The organism is Microbispora sp. CA-102843, assembly GCF_050936215.1.
GTDB lineage: Bacteria > Actinomycetota > Actinomycetes > Streptosporangiales > Streptosporangiaceae > Microbispora.
This window is the reverse complement of sequence record NZ_JBNJNF010000001.1, coordinates 4,430,004-4,452,602: the sequence shown is the minus strand read 5'-3', so window position 1 is coordinate 4,452,602 and position 22,599 is coordinate 4,430,004. Positions and strand designations below refer to the sequence as shown.

23 protein-coding genes are annotated in these 22,599 nt (G+C 73.0%); 10 read left to right on the top strand and 13 right to left on the bottom strand.

Going from position 1 to position 22,599, the window contains the following annotated elements; all coding sequences use genetic code 11:
• Window positions 1–61: 61 nt before the first annotated feature.
• Genes ACQEVJ_RS20555 through ACQEVJ_RS20545 form a run of 3 tightly spaced genes read right to left on the bottom strand, consistent with a single transcriptional unit; the run spans window position 62 to window position 2,274 of the window.
• Entirely contained in the window at window positions 62–838 is a 777-nt protein-coding gene (locus ACQEVJ_RS20555; protein WP_433103321.1) for an SDR family oxidoreductase, read from the bottom strand.
• 26 nt (window positions 839–864) lie between these two features.
• Complete coding sequence (locus ACQEVJ_RS20550; protein ID WP_433103319.1) at window positions 865–1,605, bottom strand: SDR family NAD(P)-dependent oxidoreductase; 741 nt, start codon at window positions 1,603–1,605, stop codon at window positions 865–867.
• Between the two features lie 51 nt (window positions 1,606–1,656).
• Entirely contained in the window at window positions 1,657–2,274 is a 618-nt protein-coding gene (locus ACQEVJ_RS20545) for a TetR family transcriptional regulator (protein WP_433103317.1), read from the bottom strand.
• A 259-nt stretch (window positions 2,275–2,533) separates the two neighbouring features.
• On the opposite strand from ACQEVJ_RS20545, the gene ACQEVJ_RS20540 reads away from it, so the two are divergent.
• Window positions 2,534–4,084: an FAD-binding protein gene (locus ACQEVJ_RS20540; RefSeq protein ID WP_433103315.1), complete on the top strand. Its 1,551-nt coding sequence runs from the start codon at window positions 2,534–2,536 to the stop codon at window positions 4,082–4,084.
• 24 nt (window positions 4,085–4,108) lie between these two features.
• A complete protein-coding gene (locus ACQEVJ_RS20535; protein ID WP_433103313.1) occupies window positions 4,109–5,308 on the top strand; it encodes an alpha/beta hydrolase family protein in 1,200 nt (399 codons plus the stop codon).
• A gap of 78 nt (window positions 5,309–5,386) precedes the next feature.
• Here the strand turns inward: ACQEVJ_RS20535 and ACQEVJ_RS20530 are convergent, their stop codons facing one another.
• The 3 genes from ACQEVJ_RS20530 to hsaA all read right to left on the bottom strand — a co-directional run bounded on the left by ACQEVJ_RS20530 (window position 5,387) and on the right by hsaA (window position 8,012).
• The gene (locus tag ACQEVJ_RS20530; RefSeq protein WP_433103311.1) at window positions 5,387–6,136 is read right to left on the bottom strand and encodes a maleylpyruvate isomerase family mycothiol-dependent enzyme; all 750 of its coding nucleotides are present in this window, start codon (window positions 6,134–6,136) and stop codon (window positions 5,387–5,389) included.
• Window positions 6,136–6,738, bottom strand: coding sequence for a TetR/AcrR family transcriptional regulator (locus tag ACQEVJ_RS20525; RefSeq protein WP_433103309.1), 603 nt, complete (start codon window positions 6,736–6,738; stop codon window positions 6,136–6,138). Before ACQEVJ_RS20525 ends, ACQEVJ_RS20530 begins: the two co-directional genes overlap by 1 nt.
• 107 nt (window positions 6,739–6,845) lie before the next feature.
• Complete coding sequence (hsaA, locus tag ACQEVJ_RS20520; protein WP_433103307.1) at window positions 6,846–8,012, bottom strand: 3-hydroxy-9,10-secoandrosta-1,3,5(10)-triene-9,17-dione monooxygenase oxygenase subunit; 1,167 nt, start codon at window positions 8,010–8,012, stop codon at window positions 6,846–6,848.
• A 172-nt stretch (window positions 8,013–8,184) separates the two neighbouring features.
• Here hsaA and ACQEVJ_RS20515 point away from each other — a divergent pair, with 172 nt between their 5' ends.
• The 3 genes from ACQEVJ_RS20515 to ACQEVJ_RS20505 are packed head-to-tail and all read left to right on the top strand — an operon-like array spanning window position 8,185 to window position 10,384.
• Window positions 8,185–9,339, top strand: coding sequence for a Rieske 2Fe-2S domain-containing protein (locus ACQEVJ_RS20515; protein WP_433103305.1), 1,155 nt, complete (start codon window positions 8,185–8,187; stop codon window positions 9,337–9,339).
• Window positions 9,336–9,590 carry a ferredoxin gene (locus ACQEVJ_RS20510; protein WP_433103303.1) on the top strand — a complete coding sequence of 85 codons (255 nt, stop codon included), beginning with the start codon at window positions 9,336–9,338 and terminating at the stop codon, window positions 9,588–9,590. Before ACQEVJ_RS20515 ends, ACQEVJ_RS20510 begins: the two co-directional genes overlap by 4 nt.
• Window positions 9,587–10,384, top strand: a complete 798-nt coding sequence (locus ACQEVJ_RS20505) for an SDR family NAD(P)-dependent oxidoreductase (RefSeq protein ID WP_433103301.1) — start codon at window positions 9,587–9,589, stop codon at window positions 10,382–10,384. The genes ACQEVJ_RS20510 and ACQEVJ_RS20505 overlap by 4 nt, the downstream gene beginning before the upstream one ends.
• A gap of 82 nt (window positions 10,385–10,466) precedes the next feature.
• Here ACQEVJ_RS20505 and ACQEVJ_RS20500 read toward each other — a convergent pair whose 3' ends face one another.
• Entirely contained in the window at window positions 10,467–11,207 is a 741-nt protein-coding gene (locus ACQEVJ_RS20500; RefSeq protein ID WP_433103299.1) for a TetR/AcrR family transcriptional regulator, read from the bottom strand.
• Between the two features lie 112 nt (window positions 11,208–11,319).
• Here ACQEVJ_RS20500 and ACQEVJ_RS20495 point away from each other — a divergent pair, with 112 nt between their 5' ends.
• The 3 genes from ACQEVJ_RS20495 to ACQEVJ_RS20485 are packed head-to-tail and all read left to right on the top strand — an operon-like array spanning window position 11,320 to window position 15,477.
• The gene (locus ACQEVJ_RS20495) at window positions 11,320–11,910 is read left to right on the top strand and encodes an NADPH-dependent FMN reductase (RefSeq protein ID WP_433103297.1); all 591 of its coding nucleotides are present in this window, start codon (window positions 11,320–11,322) and stop codon (window positions 11,908–11,910) included.
• Between the two features lies 1 nt (window position 11,911).
• Window positions 11,912–13,654, top strand: coding sequence for an ABC transporter ATP-binding protein (locus tag ACQEVJ_RS20490; RefSeq protein WP_433103295.1), 1,743 nt, complete (start codon window positions 11,912–11,914; stop codon window positions 13,652–13,654).
• Window positions 13,651–15,477: an ABC transporter ATP-binding protein gene (locus ACQEVJ_RS20485; protein WP_433103293.1), complete on the top strand. Its 1,827-nt coding sequence runs from the start codon at window positions 13,651–13,653 to the stop codon at window positions 15,475–15,477. Before ACQEVJ_RS20490 ends, ACQEVJ_RS20485 begins: the two co-directional genes overlap by 4 nt.
• A gap of 90 nt (window positions 15,478–15,567) precedes the next feature.
• On the opposite strand, the gene ACQEVJ_RS20480 is transcribed toward ACQEVJ_RS20485, so the two are convergent.
• From ACQEVJ_RS20480 to ACQEVJ_RS20470, 3 genes are read right to left on the bottom strand one after another with little or no spacing between them, the layout of a single operon-like run.
• Window positions 15,568–16,317, bottom strand: a complete 750-nt coding sequence (locus ACQEVJ_RS20480; RefSeq protein WP_433103291.1) for an SDR family NAD(P)-dependent oxidoreductase — start codon at window positions 16,315–16,317, stop codon at window positions 15,568–15,570.
• Window positions 16,317–17,798: an FAD-dependent oxidoreductase gene (locus ACQEVJ_RS20475; RefSeq protein WP_433103289.1), complete on the bottom strand. Its 1,482-nt coding sequence runs from the start codon at window positions 17,796–17,798 to the stop codon at window positions 16,317–16,319. The genes ACQEVJ_RS20480 and ACQEVJ_RS20475 overlap by 1 nt, the downstream gene beginning before the upstream one ends.
• Before the next feature lie 24 nt (window positions 17,799–17,822).
• Window positions 17,823–18,737, bottom strand: a complete 915-nt coding sequence (locus ACQEVJ_RS20470) for a VOC family protein (RefSeq protein WP_433103287.1) — start codon at window positions 18,735–18,737, stop codon at window positions 17,823–17,825.
• A 159-nt stretch (window positions 18,738–18,896) separates the two neighbouring features.
• On the opposite strand from ACQEVJ_RS20470, the gene ACQEVJ_RS20465 reads away from it, so the two are divergent.
• Entirely contained in the window at window positions 18,897–19,748 is an 852-nt protein-coding gene (locus ACQEVJ_RS20465; RefSeq protein WP_433103284.1) for an SDR family oxidoreductase, read from the top strand.
• 90 nt (window positions 19,749–19,838) lie between these two features.
• Window positions 19,839–20,642 (top strand): SDR family NAD(P)-dependent oxidoreductase, encoded by an 804-nt coding sequence (locus tag ACQEVJ_RS20460; RefSeq protein ID WP_433103282.1) that lies wholly within the window; start codon window positions 19,839–19,841, stop codon window positions 20,640–20,642.
• Between the two features lie 113 nt (window positions 20,643–20,755).
• Here the strand turns inward: ACQEVJ_RS20460 and ACQEVJ_RS20455 are convergent, their stop codons facing one another.
• Genes ACQEVJ_RS20455 through ACQEVJ_RS20445 form a run of 3 tightly spaced genes read right to left on the bottom strand, consistent with a single transcriptional unit; the run spans window position 20,756 to window position 22,270 of the window.
• Window positions 20,756–21,094 carry a TraR/DksA family transcriptional regulator gene (locus ACQEVJ_RS20455; RefSeq protein ID WP_433103280.1) on the bottom strand — a complete coding sequence of 113 codons (339 nt, stop codon included), beginning with the start codon at window positions 21,092–21,094 and terminating at the stop codon, window positions 20,756–20,758.
• Entirely contained in the window at window positions 21,081–21,914 is an 834-nt protein-coding gene (locus ACQEVJ_RS20450; protein ID WP_433103278.1) for a rod shape-determining protein, read from the bottom strand. The genes ACQEVJ_RS20455 and ACQEVJ_RS20450 overlap by 14 nt, the downstream gene beginning before the upstream one ends.
• Entirely contained in the window at window positions 21,911–22,270 is a 360-nt protein-coding gene (locus tag ACQEVJ_RS20445) for a TraR/DksA family transcriptional regulator (protein ID WP_433103275.1), read from the bottom strand. Before ACQEVJ_RS20445 ends, ACQEVJ_RS20450 begins: the two co-directional genes overlap by 4 nt.
• Window positions 22,271–22,599: the final 329 nt, after the last annotated feature.

The window sequence follows — 22,599 nt, the reverse complement described above, 5'->3', positions numbered from 1 at the left end:
AGACGCGGCAGGAAGGCGTGGGGGCCGCCGCGGACGTCCGCGGCGGCCCACGTCGAAGCGATCAGTACGCGTCGGGCCCGCGCAGGGTGGCCTCGGCGCCGCCGTCCACGAAGACGATCTGTCCGGCCATGTGGGAGTTCTCCGGGCTCACCAGCCAGCGCAGCGCGTCGGCCACGACCTCGGGCTCGGCGTAGCCGTTCAGCGGCATCGGCACCGCCCGGTCCATGACCTTCCGCATCGTCTCGTCCTCGAACAGGGGCGCCGACATCGGGGTCAGCACGACGCCCGGCGCCACCGCGTTGAGCGGGATGCCGCATCCGGCCCAGTCCGGCGACACGGCCCGTGCGCGCAGCCAGCGGGCCAGGGCGGTCTTCGAGGAGGGGTAGAGCAGCCGGCCCTCGCCGCGCTCGACCGCCTCCCCGGCCAGGGCGACCGCCCGCGGCTCGTCGCCGTCGAGGCAGGCGCGGATCACCTCGGGGTCGGCGGGCTGGGTGGCGGAGATCGAGGCCACCGCGGCGGCGCGGGGCCGCTCCGCCCGGGCGAGCGCCGGACGCAGCCCCTCCAGGATCCCGGTCACCCCGAAGAAGTTGACGGTGACCGTAGGCACGGTCACCCCTGAGACGCCGGCGCAGGCCACGACGCCGTCCAGCACGCCGTCCGCCCTGTCGAGCACCGATTCCACCGCGAGCGCCCGCCCGTCCGGCGTGGAGAGGTCGGCGCACACGTCGGCGTCCTTGAGATCGACGCCGATCACCTCGTCGCCGCCCGCGCGCAGCGAGACTGCCAGGGCCCTGCCGATGCCCGAGGCCGAGCCGGTCACCGCGATCTTCCGTGTCACGTCGTCGCTCCTTGTCGAAGAGGGCGTCAGGTTCCGGAGCCGCCGTCGACCCGGAGGTTCGCACCCGTGAGGTATCCGCCGTCCGAGGAGGCCGCGAACGCGATCGCTGCCGCGATCTGCTCGGGGGCGGCGCTGCCGAGCAGCGAGCGGATCCGCCCGAAGTACCGCAGGTCCGCCCCCTCGGGAAACTCGATGTCGTGTATCAGCGGGGTCGCCACCGTGCCCGGGGAGATCGGCACCACCCGGATGCCGCGCCCCACCACCTCGGCGGCCAGGCTCAGCGAGAAGGCCAGCACCGCCCCCTTCGAGGCGGCGTAGGCCGTCATGTACGGGTTGCCCTGGGTGGCCGCGATGGACGCGACGTTCACGACGACCCCCGTCCGGTCAGGCAGGTGACGCAGCGCCTCCCGGCAGAACAGCGCGGTGCCGACCAGGTTGACCGAGAACAGCAGGTTCAGGTCGGCCACGCTGAGCGACTCGATCGGCGTCGTCCGCTGGATTCCCGCGACGTTGACGAGCACGTCGATGCCGCCGAGCGCGGTGGCCGCCGCGTCCACGGCCGCGATCACGGCCCGCTCGTCCGTCACGTCGGCCACGTGCGGGACGTACGGGCTCCGCACCAGCCGGCCCGTCTCCGCGAGGCCCTGCTCGTCCCGGTCCACGCCGAAGACGTGCGCGCCCTCGGCGGCGAGCCGGACCGCGGTGGCCCGCCCGATCCCCGAAGCGGCACCCGTGAGCAGGACTCTCACGCCCTCGAAACGGTTCATGGCGCCGCACGCTACCGACGGGTGGCCCCCGGCGGCCGGAGGCCGTCCCGGTCAGCGGGAGGCGGCGTTGGAGCGGGGCGCGAGCAGCAGCCGGCAGGCGATCCGGATGTCGCTTTCCGTGTCGGGGACCGACGCCCGGCCGTTCAGGCTCGACTGCAGCACGCCATACCAGCACTGCATGAGCAGCCGGATCAGCGTGACGTCCATGACGGTCGGCTCCTCGATGCCGAGCGTCCGCAGGACGATCTGCCGGAACGTCATGTCGATCCGGCCGGCGTCGGCCACCGCGGCGGCGTTGGCGGAGTTCGCGGACTGCAGCATCGCGGTGGCGAGCGCGGGGCGGCGCAGCAGCTGCCTGCTGGCCAGCACGAGCACGTCGGCGACGGCGTCCTCCGGCTCGGTGCCCGGCTTCGGCTGCGGGACGCTCTCGTCGAACCGGTCGATCTGCTCGGCCATCACGGCGGTGAACAGGTGGGTCTTCGAGGGGAAGTACCGGTACAGCGTGGCGATCGCCACCCCGGCCTCCTTGGCCACCTCGTGCATCTGGACGCGCTCGAGCCCCTTCTCGGCGCCCATGCGTGCGGCGGCCCGCAGGATCCGCAGGTGCCGGGCGCGCTGCTCCGGCGAGTTGGGCTCCGCCGGCGCCCTGACCTCGGCGATCCTCGGCACGTCTCCCCCTGACCGTTCGTGTGTCGCAACGACGATACACAGCCGCATGGGCCCACCTGCCACTGGTCCATACCACTCAGTGGGATGAGCGGACCTGGCCCGCGTCCTGCTGCGCTTGCCTGTACGCACCCACAGGCAGCGATGGCAGGAGGGACGGCATGGCGGGTGCGCCGAGCGAGCCGGAGGGGCGCGCCGACCTCTGGACTGAGGAGCGCGCGGGAGCGGAGCGACCAGAGCGCGACGAGGGAAGAGGGCGGATATGAGCGCCTCGACGGCGAAGCGGGAAACACAGCCCTGGGACGACGAGTACGACGTGGTGGTGGCCGGTTCCGGCGCGGGAGCCATGACCGGCGCGCTGACGGCGGCGGCGAGCGGGCTGCGCACGGCCGTGCTGGAGAAGACGGCGCTGCTCGGCGGCACGTCCGCCTACGCCGGCGCGGCCGTCTGGCTGCCCGGCACCCAGGTGCAGCACCGCGCCGGGATCGGCGACTCCGCGGAGTCGGCCCGCGCCTACCTCGTCGCGCTGCTGGGCGAGGCGGAGGCCGACCGGCGCGAGGCCTTCCTCGCGACCGCGCCCGAGGTGGCCGAGTTCCTGGAGCGCGACCCGGCCGTCGAGTTCGAGTGGCGGGCCTTCCCCGACTACTTCCCGGCGCCGGGACGGCTCGACGCAGGGCGCTCGTTCGTGCCGCTTGACCTGCCGGCCGAGCGGCTCGGCGACCTCGCCGCCTTGGTCCGGCCTCCCGTGGACCGCGATCGCGCGGGCCTGGGCCACGCCGAGGGACCGCTGTCAGCCGGTCGGGCGTTGATCGGCCGCCTGCTGCTCGCCCTCACGAACACCGGCAACGGCACCGTGCGCACCGGCACCGCGCTCACCCGGCTCGTCGTCGAGGACGGCCGGGTGACCGGAGTGGAGGCCGCGACCGCCGACGGCGTCGTACGGCTGCGCGCCGCGAGGGGCGTCCTGCTGGCCGCCGGCGGATTCGAGGGCGACGCCGCGATGCGCGCCGAGCACGGCGTCCCGGGGACGGCCGACTGGTCGATGGCCCCGGCGGGCGCGAACACCGGCGACCCGATCAGGGCCGCCGCCGCGATCGGCGCGGCCACCGGTCTCATGGACGAGGCGTGGTGGTGCCCGGGCGTGGCGCTGCCGGACGGCCGGGCCGCCTTCACGCTGGGCTTCCACGGCGGGCTCATGGTCGACGCGTCGGGCCGCAGGTTCGCCAACGAGTCGCTGCCGTACGACCGGATGGGCCGCGAGATGACGGCGGCGCCCGGCCGCGTGCCGGCCCACCTGATCTTCGACTCCCGCTCCGGCGGGCGGCTCCCGGCGATCTCGCTGCCGGGGCGCCCCGCCGAGGAGCACCTCGCGGCCGGCACCTGGGTGCGCGCCGAGAGCCTGACCGAGCTGGCGGAACTGATCGGCGTGCCGGGCGAGACGCTCACGGACACCGTCGAGCGGTTCAACGGCTTCGCCGCGACCGGCGTGGACGAGGACTTCCACCGCGGCGAGGATCCCTACGACCTGTTCTTCGGCCGGCCGGGTGACCGGCCGAACCCGTGCCTGACGCCGGTGGACACGCCGCCCTACTACGCCGCGCGGGTGGTGCTCAGCGACCTCGGCACCAAGGGCGGCCTGCGCACCGACCCCGACGGACGGGTGCTCGACGGGGTCGGACGACCGATCGCCGGCCTGTACGCCGCGGGCAACACCAGCGCCTCGTTCTCCGGGCGCCGCTATCCCGGCCCCGGCGTCCCTATCGGCTCGGCGATGGTCTTCGCCTACCGGGCCGTCAGGGAAATGGCCCGTTGACGTGGCCCGTTGAAAGGAACACCGATGCCACTCCCCCGACCACGCCTCAAGGCGCTGTCGCTGGCCGTCCTGACCGCCGCGGCGATCACGGCGCCCGCCGCGGCCGTCCCCGCCTCCGCCGACGCCCGCGCCGTCTCCCAGGCCGTCCCTCCCGGGCTTCGGGGCACGCTGCTGTCCGCCCGTCCGCTGACCGGAGCGGCGGCGCTGCCGAGCGCGGCCCGCAACTGGTACGTCACCTACCTCTCCGAGGGCGCCTCGGGCAAGCCCGTCACCGTGTCGGGCGTGATCTCGGTGCCCGCGTCGCCCCCGCCGCCCGGCGGCTGGCCGGTGATCAGCTGGGCGCACGGCACGACCGGTACGGCCGACGTCTGCGCCCCCTCGGCCGACACGGCAGACGGGCCCGCGCACGGCTACCTGGCCTCGGTGAAGCCCACGCTGGACGCCTGGGTGGCGCACGGCTTCGCCGTCGTGCGCACCGACTACGAGGGCCTCGGCACACCGGGCGGCCATCCGTACATGAACGGCCGGAGCGCGGCGGACAGCGTGATCGACATGGTGCGCGCGGCGCGCCGAGTGGACCCGCACATCGGCCGCGACTGGTTCGCCGCGGGCCACAGCCAGGGCGGGCACGCCACGCTGTTCACCGCCGCCGACACCGGCGAGCGCGGTGACGTGCGGCTGCGCGGCGCGATCGCGATCGCGCCCGGCGGCTGGGGCTACTCCCAGACCGTGGCCTACCTCCAGGCGATGCCGGGGGCGAAGGACGCGCTGGCCTTCCTGCCCACGATCCTGTTCGGCGCGGCGGCGGCCGAGCCGGCGATCAAGCCGGAGGAGCTGGTGACCGGCGAGGTGAGGCCGCTGCTCGACGCCGCGCGCACGGGGTGCATGGACCAGGTGCGGGCGGTCGCCGCGGAGACGACCGTGAGCAGCGTCTTCCGGCCGGGCGCCGACACCGGGACGCTGACCGGCTACCTGCGGAAGCAGGAGCCGGTCGGGCTGAAGGTCCGGGTGCCCACCCTGGTCGCCCAGGGCACGGCCGACGTCCTGGTGCCGAAGCAGACGACCGACCTCATGGTCGCCGACCTGTGCAGGGGCGCGGCGAAGGTCACGTACCGGACCTACGCCGGCGCCGACCACCGCGCTTCGGTTCCGGCCTCGTTCGACGACGCGCTGGCGTTCGCGCGGACGATTCTCGCCGGGGGAACACCCGCGTCCACCTGCTGACGCGGATACACGACGCAGATACACAGGGCCCGGAGGCCGTGCACCGCCGTACGGCGGTCTCTCGGGACCGACGCGGCGTCAGAAGGGCACGGGCTGGGTGAGCAGTCCGGTTCCGCCGCCCCTGCCGGAGAGGATCCGGCAGAACTCGACGGCGTCCAGACTGATCCGCTCGCCGTCGCCGCCGGTGAAGGTGCCTCCGGCCGGCCCTGTCAGGTGGAGCCGGAACGGCCGGCCGTGGCGCCGCGCCCACTCGGCGACCACATCCGCCACGATGCGGCCGTCGTGATCCGCCGTGAGCACGAGAGGGCGGCCCGTCGCCCTGGCGATGTCGACGCGGTGCATCCACGTGTCGCGGGTGTAGATGACGTCGTACAGGTAGCCCAGCGTCCAGGTCTCCGTCACGCCCCCGACGTCTTGCTTGAGCGGCATCCGGCGCAGCGGCGCCGGCAGCCTGCGCCGGGCGCGAGCGGCGCGAGGCGCCATGGCGGTGAGCCGTTCGACGAGCTGGGACGTGCTCAGATGGGCGCGCTCGGCGACCTGCACCTCGGTGATGCCGTCGACGAGGGGACGGTCGCCCGCCGCCCTGCCGCCCGCTCGGACCTGGTGGACGAACTCGCGCAGGGAGACGGGGGACTCCATCGCACCCAGCACGTGCGCGACCACCGCCCGCACGTCCCAGGCCGGGCAGTCGGTCTGTTCGGTCCAGTCATCGCCGTCCAGCGACCGGACCAGGTCGGCGAAACGCTCGTTCTCGGCCTCGGCCAGCATGGCGGCCTGTGAGCGGCCGAGTAATCGTACGGACTCGATCGCCGTCACGGTGTCGGGCATCAGCGGACCTTCCTGTGCGTGTTGCGCATGTGGGCGAGAAACATCTCCATGGCCTGGTCGACCAGCTTGAGCCAGCGGTCTCCACCCGGGTCGTTGGAGATCTGCTGGTCGACCAGGCCCGTGGTGAGCGCGGTGAGCAGGTCGAGCGCTTCGGGGGTGGTTATGCCGATCTTCACCAGCCCCGCCCGCAACGACTCCAGTGCCTGAACCGCCAGGGCGTAGGACTCGGCGGACGGCTCGAACCCCGGAACCGTCCGCTGGAACATCAGCTGGTAGCGAGCCGGGTCCTCGACGCAGAACTCGATGAAGATCCACGCGCCGGCGGTCAGATCGCGCAAGGGGTCGCCGGTGAGATCGAGCCGCGACACCCGCCCGAGGAACTCCCGGCAGCCCTGGGCGTACATGGCGTCGTAGACGGCGTGCTTGGACGCGAAATAGGAGTACACCGACGGCGGGCGCATCCCGACCTCGCGAGCCACGTCCCGCAGCGTCAGCCCGGCCAGGCCGTTGGCACGGGCGATCTCCCACGCCGCGTCAAGGATCTCGGCCTTCGTTCGCTCATGCCGTTCGGTTCTTCTATCCCGAGTCGGTTCTCCTAACACGATTAGGACTATCACACGGCGTTAGGAGATCGTCAATCCCTCGCCTGCCGAGGCCGCGCATGAAGAAGCCCGGGCGCGGCGCGCGCCCGGGCTCCCGCGTCGCGGCGTCAGATCAGGTTGTCCTCGACGGCCAGGCCGAACTCGCCCTTGCCGTACATCGCGAGGGCCCGCTCGACGTCGTTGGCCACGTGGACGCTGCCCGCGTGGGCGTCGCGCCAGGCCCGCTCGATCGGGTTGCCCCTGCTGAGGGAGTTGCCCCCGGCGGTCTTGAACAGGATGTCGATCGCCTCCAGCGCCCGCTCGGTGGCGCGCACCTGGTCCCTGCGCACCCGCAGCCGCAGCTCTGCCGGGATCGTCTCGCCCCGCACCGCGTGCTCGTACACCTCCCGCACGTTGCGGTCGGTCTGCAGGACGGCCGCGTCGATCTCCGACGCCGCCCGGGCGACGGCGACCTGCGCGAACTGATCCTCGGCGAACCGGCCGCCGCCCAGACTGAGCCGTACGCGCTCGCGCATCGCCGTCACGTACGACCGGTAACAGCCGGCGGCCATCCCGATGACCGGGGCGGTGATCGTGGTGGTGAACACGGTGCCGAACGGGATGCGGTAGAGCGGGCCGGTGTTCACCTTCTGGCCGGGCCCGCGCAACTGCGCCATCTCGTAGTTGCGCATCACGCGGTGCGCGGGCACGAAGGCGTCCTCGATGAGGATGTCGTTGCTGCCCGTGCCGCGCAGCCCGATGACGTCCCACACGTCCGCGATGAGGTAGTCGGAGCGGGGCACGAGCACGGTCATGAAGTCCACCGGCCTGCCCTGGTCGCCGAGGACGAGGCCGCCCACCATCGCCCACGACGCGTGCTCGCAGCCGGAGGAGAACCGCCACCGGCCGGACAGCCGGTAGCCGCCCTCGGCGGGGACGAGCCGCCCGACCGGCGCGTACGACGAGGAGATCAAGGCGTCCGGGCCGCTCCCCCACACCTCGTCCTGGGCGGCCTCGTCGAACAGGGCGAGCTGCCAGGGATGCACGCCGAGCACGGAGACGGTCCAGCCGGTGGACCCGCACGCCGCCGAGATCTCCCGGACCACCTCGTAGAAGCTCACGGGATCGCTCTCCAGGCCGCCGTACCTCTTGGGCTGCAGCATCCGGAAGACTCCGGCCTGGACCAGCTCCCTGATCGACTCCGCCGGGACCCGCCGGTCCTCGTCCGTGGACCGGGCCCGTTCGGCGATCTTCGGCAGCAGCGCCCGAACCGCGTCCAGGACCTCGTTGCTCATCTGGGAGTCCTCCGTGTCGCGCTCATCGGTCAGATGCCGTCCATGATGGTGCGTGGAGCCGATGACCGCATGTCAGGACACTCCCGGCCAATGGGACTCGCCGTCCGGTGGGCCGCCACAACTCCTACGTTGGCGGACTGAGAGAACGTGCGTCCTGAAGGGTCGGATCAAGGTGACTGCAGTAGAAGCCGGGAACGACGGCATCCGCAGGATCGAGGCGGAGGCGGTGCCCACGCGGTTCGCGCGGGGCTGGCACTGCCTGGGGTTGTCGGAGAAGTTCAAGGACGGCAAGCCGCACACCGTCAACGCCTTCGGTCAGAAGCTCGTGGTCTTCCAGAGCGGCGACGGCGGGCTCAACGTGCTGGACGCCTACTGCCGGCACATGGGCGCCGACCTCTCCAAGGGCACGATCAAGGGTGACGAGATCGCCTGCCCGTTCCACGACTGGCGCTGGGGCGGCGACGGCCGCTGCAAGAAGATCCCCTACTCGCGCCGCGTCCCGCTGCGCGCCCGCACCTCCGCCTGGACGACCATGGACCAGGACGGCCTGCTGTTCGTGTGGAACGACCCGGAGGGCAACGCGCCGCCGCCGGAGGTCACGATCCCCCGCATCGAGGGCGCGACGCGCGACGACTGGACCGACTGGGTGTGGTCGGAGATCGTCGTGAACACCAACTGCCGCGAGGTCGTGGACAACGTCGTCGACATGGCGCACTTCTTCTACGTCCACTACTCGTTCCCGACGTACTTCAAGAACATCTTCGAGGGCCACGTCGCCACGCAGATCATGAAGGGCACCGGCCGGCAGGACACCCGCCCGCCCGCGAAGGACGGCGAGCCGAAGCTGCTCGGCAACGACTCCGTCGCCTCGTACCACGGCCCGTCCTTCATGATCGACGAGCTGACGTACCACTACGACACCATGGACATCAACTCGGTCCTGATCAACGCGCACTACCCGATCGACGCCAACTCGTTCGTGCTGCACTCGGGGATCATCGTGCAGCGCACCGACAAGCTTCCCGGGCCCGCGGCCGATGAGATGGCCAGGAAGCTGGGCGGCTTCATCCTCAAGGGCTTCGACCAGGACGTGGAGATCTGGAAGAACAAGACCCGCATCGACAACCCGCTGCTGTGCGAGGAGGACGGGCCGGTCTACCAGCTGCGCCGCTGGTACGAGCAGTTCTACGTGGACGTCGCCGACGTCAAGCCGGAGATGGTGGAGCGGTTCGAGTTCGAGCTCGACACCACCCGCCCGGTCGAGGCGTGGAAGCAGGAGGTCGAGGCGAACCTCGCCCGCCGTGCCGCCGCGGGGTCGCCGGCATGACGGTCCGCCCGGACAACCGGCTGCTCGACGCGCCCATGCAGCCGCTGACCTGCCGGCGGTGCGGCGCCGGGGTCGAGGTGCGCAAGGCGAGCTGGCACCAGACCAGCGTCCAGTGGAACGCCGACGCGGCCGACGCCTGCCAGGAGCGCCGCGCCGCCGGACCCGGAGTCTTCCCCGGCTGCGCGGCGCTGCGGGACTCCATCGTCCAGGCCGCGCTCGACGGCGAGATCGCCGTACCGGAGGAATCGTGATCGACAAGAACGTGTACGGCCCCTGGGCCGTCGTCGCGGGCGGATCCGAGGGGGTCGGCGCGTCGTTCGCCCATCACCTCGCCGACGCCGGGCTCAACCTCGTGCTCATCGCCCGCAAACCCGGGCCGCTGGCCGAGACGGCCGAGCAGGTCATGGCCAAGGGCGTCGAGGTGCGCACGCTGGAGCTCGACCTGACCGACCCGGGCGCGGTCAAGGCCGTCCGCGCGGTGACCGACGACGTCGAGGTCGGCCTGCTGATCTTCAACGCGGGCGCCAACAGCTACGGCCACGAGTTCGTGACCGGCGACCTCGACCGGGTGCGTGGGGTCGTCGACCTCAACATCACCGCCCAGCTCGCGCTCACCCACCACTTCGGCGCGCTGATGCGGGAGCGCCGCCGCGGCGGCGTCATCCTGGTCGGCTCGCTCGCCGGATACATGGGCCAGGCGCAGATCGGCGTCTATTCGGCGGTCAAGGCGTTCAGCCGCGTCTTCGCCGAGGGGCTGTGGCTGGAGCTGGGCGAGCACGGCGTGCACGTGCTCGAACTCGTCCTCGGCGTCACCCGCACTCCGGCGATGGAGCGGGCGGGGCTGCGGATGGACCTGCCCGGGCTCAACGTGGCCGAGCCCGACGACGTGGCGCGCGAGGGCCTGGAGCACCTCGCCGACGGCCCGGTCTGGATCGCGGGCGGCAACGAGGAGACGGCCCGCAAGCGGAGCGGCTTCCCCCGCGCCGACATGGTCCGCAGGGCCCACGAGGCGACGAAGCGGATGATCCCCCCGCCCAGCTCCTGAGCACTCTTCGGCAACAGAGCACTCTTCGGCGACAGGCGGTCACCCTTCCGGGTGGCCGCCTGTCTCGTCTCAGATCCTTTTCTCAGATGCGCAGCCGGGCGGCGATGCCGTCGAGGACGCTGTCCAGCCCCAGCTCGAACTGCCAGTCGTCGTCGTCCTTCCTGACGCCCTGGCGGATGTAGCGCTCGAACGCGGGATAGCGGCCCGACTCCAGCAGCCACATCATCCGTGAGGAGTAGAGGGTGCGCAGGTCGTCCATCTTCTCCGCGCCCTCCTTGCGCATCAGCCTGGCCATCCTGATCCGGGCGGTGGTCGCCCCGGTGACGAACGCGGTGACCGTGCCCAGGACGGTCATCGCCGTGTCGGCGTCGATGCCGAGGCCGTCCAGCGACGCGAGCAGCCGATCGGTGCGCGCGACGAAGTTGGGGGTCAGCGGCCCGGTCTGGGCCGTGGTCTCCACCAGCCATGGGTGTCGCAGGATGAGGGCGCGCAGCCGCAGGGCGGACACGTGCAGGACCTCCCGCCAGTCGCTGCCCTCTCCGGCCCCCGCCTCCTCGGCGTAGACCGCGTCCACCATCAGCTCGATCACGTCGTCCTTGCCGCGCACGTAGCGGTAGAGGCCCATGGTGGCGACGCCGAGCCGCTCGGCCAGCCGGCGCATCGAGACCGCGTCGAGCCCCTCTGCGTCCGCGATCTCCACGGCCGCCGCGGCGATCTGCGCGTGGGTCAGCGCCGCGCGGGGAGGCCGGACGGGGCGCTCCATCCGCTGCCAGATGGACTCGTGGGCGCCGTCCTCCACGTCGTCCGCCTTCTTCCCGGCCATCGTCGTGCTCCTCCCGGTTCTGTGTGTACATCGTACTCGGACTTGTACACCGTACGCACCTGCGCGTACGGTGTACTCGTTGCGTACGGCGTACTCACCTCGTGGAGGAACCATGTCCGGAGAAGACCCGCTCAATGTGGCGATGATCATTGGCAGCGTCCGGGACGGGAGGGTGGCGCCCCTCGTCGCGAACTGGCTCGCCGGCCAGGTGGAGCGGCGCGACGACGTCGCGCTCGACGTGATCGACCTGGCCGAGACCCGGCTCCCCGACGGGCTGCGCGGGCACTTCGGCGGCGAGAAGCCGGAGGAGGTCGTCGGGCTGCGGCCCCGGGTGGAGGCCGCGGACGCCTTCGTCGTCGTGACCCCGGAGTACAACCGCAGCTTCCCCGCCGCGCTCAAACTGATGATCGACAGCTACCACCGGGAGTGGGCGGCCAAGCCCGTCGGATTCGTCTGCTACGGCGGCATGTCCAGCGGCCTGCGGGCCGTCGAGCAGCTCCGGCTGGTCTTCGCCGAGCTGCACGCGGTGACGATCCGCGACTCCGTCGCCTTCCAGAGCCCCTGGACGCTGTTCGACGCGGAGGGGAACTGGCCGAAGGACCCCGCGGGCCCGGAGGGCGCCGCCAAGGTCATGCTCGACGAGCTCGTCTGGTTCGGCAGGGCGCTGCGCGACGCGCGGGCGGCCCGGCCGTACGGGGGCTGAGATGGGCTCCCTGCTCCGCTCCTGCCTGCGTCCCCGCCGCGGCGCCGTGGCCCTGATCGCCGTGCTCCAGATCGCGCAGGCGCTCGCCGCCCTCCTGCTGCCGACGTTCAACGCCACGCTCATCGACGACGGCGTGCTGCGCGGCGACACCGGGCTGATCCTGCGTCTGGGCGGCGTCATGGTGGCCGGGACGGTGGCACAGGTCCTGTGCTCGGCCGTGGTGGGGGCCCTCGCCGCCAGGACCGCCTCCGCCGTCGGTCACGAGCTGCGCGCGGCCGTCTACGCGAAGGTCCAGTCGTTCTCCTCGCGGGAGGTGGGCCGCTTCGGGGTGCCGTCCCTGATCACCCGTACGGTCGGCGACGTGCAGCAGGTGCAGACGCTGGTCTTCATGGGGCTGACCGGCCTCGCCGCCACACCCGTGATCTTCCTGGGCGGGGTGGTCATGGCGCTGCGGCAGGACCTGCGCCTGTCCACGCTGCTGCTGGTCGCGCTGCCGGCGCTGTCGGCCGTCCTGTGGGCGATCCTGCACCGGCTCACCCCGTTGTCGCAGGCGACGCAGCGCGGCGTCGACCAGGTCAACCGGCTGGTGCGCGAGCAGATCGCCGGGGTCAGGGTCGTCCGGGCGTTCGCCGCCGAGGACCGCGAACGCGCCAGGTTCGCCGAGGCCAACGACGCGCTGCTGGGGGCGGCCGTACGCGCGGCGCGGCTGACGGCCGTGATGTTCCCCGCCGGAATGCTGATCGGCAACCTCTGCGGCGTGGCGGTGGTCTGGTATGGCGGGCACCTCGTCGACGACGGCGTCACCCAGGTGGGCTCGCTGGTGGCGTTCCTGAACTACCTGGCCGTGATCCTGGGGTCCGCCCTGCTCGCGACCTTCACCGTCCTGGCCGCGCCGCGCGCCCGGGTCTCCGCCCTGCGGGTGCGCGAGGTGCTGGAGGCCGGGACGGAACCGCTCGCGTCGCCGACCGGAACCGATCGGACCTGGCGGGGCCGGATTTGGAAGGGCGAGGTGGAGGTCCACGACGCGCACGTGCGCTACCCGGGGGCCGAAGAGCCGGTGCTGCGGGGCGTGAACGTCATCGTCCGCCCCGGCGAGACCGTCGCGGTCGTCGGCTCCACCGGCTCGGGCAAGACGACCCTGCTGAACCTCGTGGCCCGGCTGCTCGACCCGACCGGCGGACGGGTGCTCCTGGACGGGACGGACCTCGCGTCGCTGCCTCCGGAGGAGCCGGCCGGCGTCGTCGGGCTGGTGCCGCAACGGCCGCACCTGTTCTCCGGGACCATCGCCGGCAACCTCCGGTACGGCAGGCCCGAGGCGACGGACGCCGAGCTGTGGCACGCGCTGGAGGTCGCGCAGGCGCGCGACTTCGTCGAGGCGCTGCCTGAGGGCCTGGAGACGCCGCTCGGGCAGGGGGGCGCGTCGCTGTCCGGCGGCCAGCGGCAGCGCCTGACGGTCGCGCGGGCCCTGGTCGCCCGTCCCCGGGTGCTGCTGCTTGACGACCCGTTCTCCGCGCTCGACCCGGTCACCGAGCGGGCTCTCGCCGACGCGCTGGCGCGGGAGACCCGCGACGTCGCCGTCGTCCTGGTCGCCCAGCGGATCTCCTCGACCCGGCACGCCGGCCGGGTGGTGGTGCTCGACGAGGGCCGCGTCGCCGGGTCAGGAACCCATGAGGAGCTGATGGCCTCGTGCGCCGCCTACCGCGAGATCGTGTTCTCCCAGACAGGCCGGGAGGTGGCCGCATGACAGCCCCGAAGCGAGGCGCCGTCCGGCGTCTGCTGGAGACGGCCCGCCCCGAGCTCCCGCTCGCCGTGGCCGCCCTGGCCTGCGCGGCCGGGGCCGTGGCCCTGACCGTGGTGGTCCCCCGGCTGCTCGGCGCGGCCACCGACCTGGTGCTTTCGGCCGTGTCCGGGCACCGCCGGGTGGACTTCGCCGCGACCGGCCGGGTCCTGCTGGGCGCGCTCTCCTGCTACCTGGCCGCGTTCTGCCTCGCCTTCGTCCAGCAGCGGACGACCGCGACCATCGCGCAGCGGCTGGTCTTCCGGCTGCGGGAGCTGACCCAGGCCAAGGTCGCGCGGCTGCCGCTGGCCTACTTCGACGGGCGGCAGCGGGGCGACGTGCTCTCACGCGCCACCAACGACGTCGACAACGTCGGCCAGACGCTGCAGCAGGTGCTCAGCGTGGCGGTCACCGCGCTGCTCACGCTCGTCGGCGTGCTGGCGATGATGGTCTGGACCTCGCCGCTGCTCGCCCTGGTCTCTGTGGTCATGGTGCCACTGTCCGTCGTGGCGGCCAGGGCGGTCGGCAGGCGGGCGCAGCCGAGGTTCGCCGAGCAGTTCGCGGCCACGGGCGGGCTCAACGCCCACATCGAGGAGACCTACACCGGGCACGCCCTGGTCAAAGTCTTCGGCCGGCGGCGCCAGGCCGTGCGGGACTTCGGCGAGCGCAACGACGCGGTGTTCCGCGCGGGCTTCCGGGCCCAGCTGCTGTCCAGCCTGATCGGCCCCTCGATGTCGCTCGTCATGAACCTCAACTTCGTGCTCGTCGCGGTGATCGGCGGCCTGCGGGTGGCGGCCGGCGCGCTGTCGGTCGGCGACGTGCAGGCGTTCATCCAGTACTGCCTGCAGTTCGGGCAGCCGGTGAACCAGGTCACGTCGATGTCCACCCTCCTGCAGTCGGTGCTCGCCTCGGCCGGGCGGATCTTCGAGCTGCTCGACGAGGACGAGGAGCGGCCCGTCGCCGACCCCGTCCACCTTCCGGCCGCCGCCACCGGACGGGTGACGTTCGAGAACGTCTCGTTCCGGTACGCGCAGGACCGTCCGCTGATCGAGGACCTGTCCCTGGTCGCGGAGCCGGGGCAGACCGTCGCGATCGTCGGCCCGACGGGCGCGGGCAAGACCACGCTGATCAACCTGCTCATGCGCTTCTACGACGTCACGGGCGGGCGGATCACAGTGGACGGGGTGGACATCGCCCGGGTGCCCGGGCAGGAGCTGCGCGCCAGGATCGGCATGGTGCTGCAGGACACCTGGCTGCGGCACGGCACGATCGCCGAGAACATCGCGTACGGCGCCGGCGACGTGCCGCGCGAGCGGATCGTCGAGGTGGCCAGGGCAACCGGCGTCGACCACCTCGTGCGCACGCTGCCCGACGGGTACGACACGGTGGTCGACGACGACGGCGAGGGGCTGAGCGCGGGCGAGCGCCAGCTCGTCACCATCGCCCGCGCGTTCCTGGCCGACCCCCCGATCCTGGTGCTCGACGAGGCCACCAGCGCGCTCGACACCCGCACCGAGGTGCTGGTGCAGCGGGCCATGACCTCGCTGCGGGCCGGGCGCACCGGTTTCGTCATCGCGCACCGGCTGTCGACCGTCAGGAACGCCGACCTGATCCTGGTGATGGACGAGGGGCGGATCGTCGAGCAGGGCACGCACGACGAGCTGCTGGCGGCGGAAGGCGCCTACGCCCGGCTGCACCGTGCTCAGGACCCCCGTGCCCAGGACCCCCGTGCCCAGGACCACCGTGCCCAGGACCACCGTGCTCAGGACGACCCGGTGCCCGCGAGCTGACGCGGCACGCGATCCGTCGACGCGGGCCAGTCAACGCGGGCCAGTCAACGCGGGTCGTCAGCCCGCCGCCGGGACCTCGCCCGGCGGCGGTCAGCTGTGCGAGCCGCCGTCCACCCGGACCTCGACGCCGTTGAGGTAGGAGCCGTCCGCCGAGGCCACGTACGCGATGGTCCCGGCGATGTCCTCCGGGCGGCCCGGCCTGCCCCAGAGGGGATAGGTGCGCGCGTACCAGGACGTGTCGACACCGGCGAACGTCTCCCGGTTGGCGGTCAGCGGCGTGGCGACCCCGCCGGGCGAGACCGGGACGACGCGGATCCTGCGCGGCGCCAGCTCGGCGGCGAGGCTGATCGAGAACGACAGCAGCGCCCCCTTGGACGCGGCGTAGCCGGTCATCCACGGGTGCGCCTTCGTCGCCGCCGTCGAGGTGACGTTCACGACGACCCCGGTGCCGTCCGGGACGTGCGGCAGCACCTCCCTGCAGAGCATGACCGGGGCGAACACGTTGACCGCGAAGATGTCCCGGTAGTCGTCGAGCCACACCGACTCCATCGGGGTGACCCGCAGCACTCCGGCGACGTTGGCCAGCACGTCCACCCGGCCGAGGCGGGCGACGGCCTCGGCGGCGGCCGACACCACCGCCGTCTCCTCCGCCAGATCGGCGGAGTGAGGGATGAACCGGTCGGTTCCGCCCGCGAGCTTCCCGGTCTCCGCGAGCCCGTCCTCGTCCCGGTCCACCGCGAACACCGTCGCGCCCTCGGCCAGCAGCCGCACGGCGGTCGCCCGCCCGATGCCCGACGCCGCCCCGGTGAGCAGTACGTTCTTGCCGTCGAACCGGTTCATCACGCCTCCTTGGCGACTGCGCGGCCCGCGCGGCGGCCGAAGAAGGTGCCGTCGCCGAGAGAGGTGCCGCTGACGTATCCCTCGCCGTGGATGCCGGAGGAGGCGCGTCCCGCGGCGTACAGGCCGGGGATCGGCCGCCCGGACTGGTTCAGCACCTCACCGTCCACGGTCGTGCGCAGGCCGCCGAGCGTGAAGCCGGCGGCTCCGGTCCCCCTGCCCGCGCTGTCGCGGTCGCCCATACCGAATCCCAGGCGCGGATCGGCGGCGGCGAACGGCCCCTTCAGCGGGCGCAGCCACTTCGGGTCCTTGTGGAAGTAGGGGTCCTCGCCGCGCTCGGCGTGCCGGTTGTACACCGCGACGGTGTCCTCCAGCGCGCCCGGCGGCATGCCGAGCGACTCCTCCAGCTCGGCGAGGGTCTCGGCCACGAACACCGGGCGCACGCCCCACAGGTCCCGCGCGGGGATGTCCTCGTAGCCCTCCTCGTCGATGATCGCCCAGTAGGGCCCGGGCTGGTGCCGTACGGCGGCGACGCTGAACAGGCCGGGATAGACGTCCTCGTTGACGAAGCGCCGGCCGAGGCCGTTGACGAGCATGCCGCGCACCAGCATCGCGGGCAGCGCGGTCATCGCGATCTCGACCTCGCCCATGCGGCGGGTGGCCGCCCCCAGCGCGGTGGCCATGCGGATGCCGCCGCCGTCGTCCAGGCCGTCGCTGACCTTGCCGTGCCCGAGCAGCACGGGGGCGTGGTCGGCGAGCATCTCCTCGTTGTCGACGAACCCGCCGGTGGTGAGCACCACTCCCCTGCGGGCGCGGTAGGTCACCTCCTCGCCGTACCTGCGGGCCACGACCCCGGCGACCCGGCCGTCGCCGTCGACCACGAGGTTGGTGGCGCGGGTGTCGGTGTGGCAGGCGGCTCCGGCCGCCCGCGCCGCCTCCACCAGCTTCTCCATCAGCAGCCGGCCGCCCCAGTTCTCGACGGCCGGGCGGTGTCCGCGCGGCACCGGCCGCGCGAGGGTGTTGTACGGCCAGGCGTTCTCCCCCAGCCACATCAGGCCGTCGGTCGTCGGCGGCATCCAGCTCGGCGCGTCGAAGAACGACTCGTTGAACGGCACACCCCTGGCCCGGAACCACTCGAAGTGCTCGACGCTGCCCTCGCAGTAGAGCCGCAGCTTCTCCTCGTCGGCGTGCGGGCCGAGCGCCGCCGTGAGGTAGGCGACCATGTTGTCCGGGTCGTCCTCGAAGCCGCAGGCCCGCTGGACCGCGGTGCCGCCGCCGAGGTAGAGCTCGCCACCGGACATCGCGGACGAGCCGCCCGGCCCGCCCGCGCGCTCCAGCACCAGCACGTCCGCGCCCGTCGCGGCGGCCTCGAACGCGGCGGCCGCGCCGGCGCAGCCGAAGCCGACGACGAGCACGTCGCACTCGTGGTCGAACGCGGCGACGGAGGCCGCGCAGACGGGTTCGACCGACGGCCGGGCAGTCATCGGCGGCTCACTCACTTCTGCCGCTCACTTCTTGGGCACGAAGGTGGCCAGCGGCTCGGAGCCCGACCAGTCGTGGCCCCAGTAGCTGTCCGCGGTGATCTCCTCGGCCGTGTAGTACGTCTCGTCGACGAGCGTGCCCTCGGTGCCGTACTCGATGTCCCAGCCGCCCGGGGCGCGGACGTAGAAGGACACCATCTTGTCGTTGGTGTGCCGGCCGAGGGTGGAGGAGATCGAGAAGCCCGACTTACGCACCCGGTCGAGCGCCATGCCCACCGCGTCGAGGCTGTCCACCTCGACCATCAGATGCACCAGGCCGGGATCGCCGGCGTACCCGGCGGGGCAGATCGCGAGGCTGTGGTGGCGCTGGTTGACGCCCATGAAGCGCACCCGGCGGTACGGCGGCTTCCCGCCGCCCATCTTGATTGCGCCCCGGGGCAGGAAGCCGAGCACCTCGGTGTAGAAGGAGACGGTCTCGTCCATCGCCGTGGTGGGCACCACGACGTGGCCCATCCCCTGCGCGCCGGTCACGAAGCGCTGGCCCAGGCCGGTCACGACCGGGCTGTGGTCGAGCACGGGACCGAAGAAGACCTCGACGGGAACCCCCGCGGGGTCGGTGAAGGCGATGACCGCCTCGGCGTCGCGCTCGGCGGACTCCTCCTCCGACAGCACCTTAACCGGCGTGCCGGACGCCTCGACGGCCCGGCCGACGGCGGCGAGCGCGAACTGGTCGCGCACCTCCCAGCCGACCGCGAGCACCCGGTCGGTGTCGCCGGGCAACATGATGAGGCGCGCACGGCGCTCGTCCATGCGCAGGTACAGACCGTCCGGGTCCGGCCCGGACCCCTCGGCGAAGCCGAGCCCGTCGATGAGGAGTTCGCGCCAGCGCCCGATGTCACGCGTCTGGACCTTGAGGTAGCCGAGTCCTCGGATCTGCGTCACTTGTGCTCAATCCAATCTGCCGGTCGGAGGGCCGAGCGTCGATCCCAACCGTGACAGAACCCCGCGCCCGGCCGCCCTCGCCCTCCCGCTGAGTGAGAGTCCCCGGCCGGCGCGCGCCCGTACGGGCCGAGCATGGGGGCGGGAAGGGAGGTGCCGTACGTGGAACGCCGACAGGTCGCCCTGGTGACGGGAGCGAGCCGGGGCATCGGCCGCGCGACGGTGCTGGCGCTCGCGCGGGCCGGGTACGACGTCGCGTTCACCGCCCGCACCGCCGAGGAGGGGCAGGGCGTCGTGCCCCCCAGATACAGCGACAGACACAGCACCGGGGGCGGCGCGGACCTAACCGTCCCCGGCAGCCTGCGGACCACGCGGGAGCGCGTCGAGGCGCTCGGCGCGCGGGCGCTGCCGCTCCGCATGGACCTGCTCGACCGCGGCGGCGTGCGGGGGGCGGCGGCCATGTTGCTGCGGGAGTGGGGCGGCGTGGATCTGCTGGTGAACAACGCGGTGGCGCACGTCGCCGGCAACCACGACAGGCTGCTCGACCTCGACGTGGACGTGGCGGCGCGGACCATGGAGGGCAACTACCTGAACCAGGTCGTGCTGCTGCAGGCGCTGCTGCCGTCGATGGTCGAGCGCGGGGGCGGCACGATCGTCAACATGTGCTCGGGCTCGGCCACCACCGATCCGCCCGCGCCGCCGGGCGAGGGTGGCTGGGGCGTCGCCTACTCGGCGTCCAAGGCCGCGTTCGGCCGCCTGGCCGGCGCGGTGAACGCGGAGTACCGCTCCCGCGGCGTGCGCGCGTTCAACCTCGACCCGGGGTTCGTCGTCACCGAGGCGGGCGCCGCCCGCGGCGGCACCGACGCCGTCGCCCGGCAGGGCTTCGACCCCGCCTCCGAGGACGCGCCCGGACGGGCCGTCGTCTGGCTCGCCTCCTCCCCGGAGGCCGACCGCTTTCTCGGCCGCGTCATCTGGACCCCCAAGCTCGTACGCGACCTCGACCTGACGAGCTGACCGGCCGGTCCCGCTGATCGGAAGAGGCCCCGCCCCCGGTGTCTCTGAGGACTAGCCTCTGCCCACTTCGGGCGAGTGGAAGGCGGACACATGGGCGACGGGCGGCTGGCCGGGCGTACGGCGATCATCACGGGCGCGGGCGACGGGATCGGCAGGGGCGTGGCCCGGCGCTTCGCGGCCGAGGGCGCGAAGGTGCTGGTGGCGGAGATCGACGAGGAGACCGGCACGCGGACCGCGAGGGAGCTGGCCGCCGAGTTCGGCGCGGACGCCAGGTTCGTGCGCACCGACGTCACCGACCGGGCCCAGGTCGAGGCGATGGTCGAGGCCGCAGCCGAGGCGTGGGGCCGCGTCGACATCCTGGTCAACAATGCCTGGGGCAGCGCAGGGCCGATGGGCCGGGTGGAGAACAAGACCGACGAGCAGCTCGACCGCGGTTTCGCCATGGGCTACTACGGACCGTTCTGGGCGATGCGTGCCGCGTTCCCGCACATGAAGCGGCAGGGCTGGGGCCGGGTCGTCAACATGTGCTCGCTGAACGGCGTCAACGCCCACATGGGCACGCTGGAGTACAACTCGGCCAAGGAGGCGCTGCGCACCCTCACCCGTACGGCGGCCCGGGAGTGGGCGCCGACGGGCGTGGTGGTGAACGCGGTCTGCCCGGGCGCGAAGAGCGCGGCCTTCGCCCGCAAGATGGCCGAGAACCCCGAGTTGGAGGCGGCGGCCGGCCGCTCCAACCCGATGGGCCGGATGGGCGACCCCGAGTTGGACATCGCTCCGGTCGTGCTGTTCCTGTCCAGCGAGGACGCCCGCTATCTGACCGGCAACACGCTGTTCGTGGACGGCGGCGCGCACATCAACGGCGTGGTGTGGGCGCCCGACCTCGACGCCTCCTGAAAACCCGCGGGCACGCCCTCTCCGCCCCTGCCCCCGCTCCGCCCCTGCGCCCGCTCCGCTCCCTGCGCCCGCTCCGCTCCCTCCGGGCGGGGAGCGGAGCGGGCGCGCCGGCGTCAGCGGGTCTCGTGGCGCCGCTGACAGGCGATGCAGTAGCGGGCCATGGGCCGGATCTTCAGCCGGCCGAACGGGATGACCGCGGTGCAGTCGGCGCACCGGCCGTAGCTTCCCTCCTCGATCCGCTCCAGCGCCTTGCGCAGCTCGGCGACGGCCCGCTCGGTGGCGGCGACGTCGGCGAGCAGGGCGAGCCTGGCGGTGTCGTCGTTGCCGCCGTCGACGGCGGCCCGCAGGTCGCGCAGCTGCACCTCACGCCACTGGAGCTGCTCCTCCAGGCCGGTGCGCATCGCCTGCGTCTGCGGCTCGCTGATGGCGGTGAACTCATCACTGGTGGTCATCGTCGACGTCCTTTCGTCCAATGGCAGAGGTGCCGGGAGTGCGGTGCTCGACCGTGGACAGCAGACAGGCCAGTCCTCTGACGGTCGCGTTGTCGGGATCGGCCGCGGGGCTGACGGTGATCCGCAGCTCCGCGCAGAGCTTGCGGGCCAGCTCCGGGTCGCGGGCGCCGCCGCCCGTGATCAGCAGGCCCTGCTGCCGGGCGGTGGCCCGCAGGGCGGCGGGGATGCGCGCGATCAGGTCGGCCACCATCGCCACGACGCGTTCCCGCGCGTACGGCGGGCAGCCGGTGCCCTCCGCCGGGTCGCCCGCGGCGACCTGTACGGCGCCCGCGTCGGCGATCTCGCCGGCGCGGATGACGACGGCCTCGGCGATCCCCGCCCCCGCGTCGAGCAGGAGCCGGGGCCTCGGGTCGGCGATGTCCACGCCGCAGCCGACCGCTGCGGCCAGCGGCTCCTCGACGATCCTCACCCGGCAGCGGGCGGCGCTGTTGACCGCCGCGTACGCGGCTCGCCGGTCCAGTCGCGAGGCCGCGACGGGCACGCCGAGCAGGACGAGTTCGAGGGGCGGGTGCCGGTCGGTCACGGCGTCGCTCAGCGCCGCGCGGACCAGCCGGGCGCATCCGGGCATGTCGGCGACCATGCCGTGCCGCACCGGCCACCGGCGGTCCGTCCCCGGACCGCCGCATGCCGACGGCCGGTCCTTGATCGCCGTGCTGCCGGACAGCAGCAGCCGGGTCCGCGCGGTGCCGAGGTCGAGGGCCAGGGCCGCTACCCCGCCCCTCCTCCCGTTGACACCGGTCATACCGGTCATCACCGTCATGCCGTCATCCGGGTTTCGCCGGCGCAGGCGGCACACCGTTGCACGTGGGGCGCGAGCCGGAGCCGGTCGAGCGGCAGGAACGCCTCGCATCGGGTGCAGGTGCCGTAGAGGCCCCGATCCATCCGCTCCAGCGCCGCCTCGATCGCGGCGACGTCGAGACGCGCCTGCCGTACGCGCGCGGCGGACGGGTGGGCCCGTGCGGCGGACGGCGCCACGTCGTACGGATCGCGCATCCGGGCCAGCTCGGCCCGGGCGGCGTGCAGCCGCTCCTCGAGCAGCATGCGCAGCTCGGACAGCTGCGCGGTGTACCGCCGGCACTCCTCCATGAGGAGGCGCGGCGACCTGATCTCTGCCATAAGCGGCATCACTCCAGGTAAGGACGATGTCGGCGCGCGGGCGCGCGCGCCTTCGACGCACCGGTGCCGGTGCACGAGACGAGTACGCGGGTGGGCCCCGCGTGACGGTGGTCAGAGACTCGGAGGGTGGTTCCGGGAGGCAGCCGCGACGGCGACGGGGTGACGCCGGGCACGCGACCGGCGCCGTCCCCGGGCCAGGCGGCTACGGCGGGCGGCGATTGTGCGGATGCGCGAAAGCGGGCACCGCGTCATCGGCCACGTCGCCGGTCGCCTGACGCGCCGGGCCGGTGTGGCCGGGGACGGGTCAGACGCGCGACGACGAGGACCGG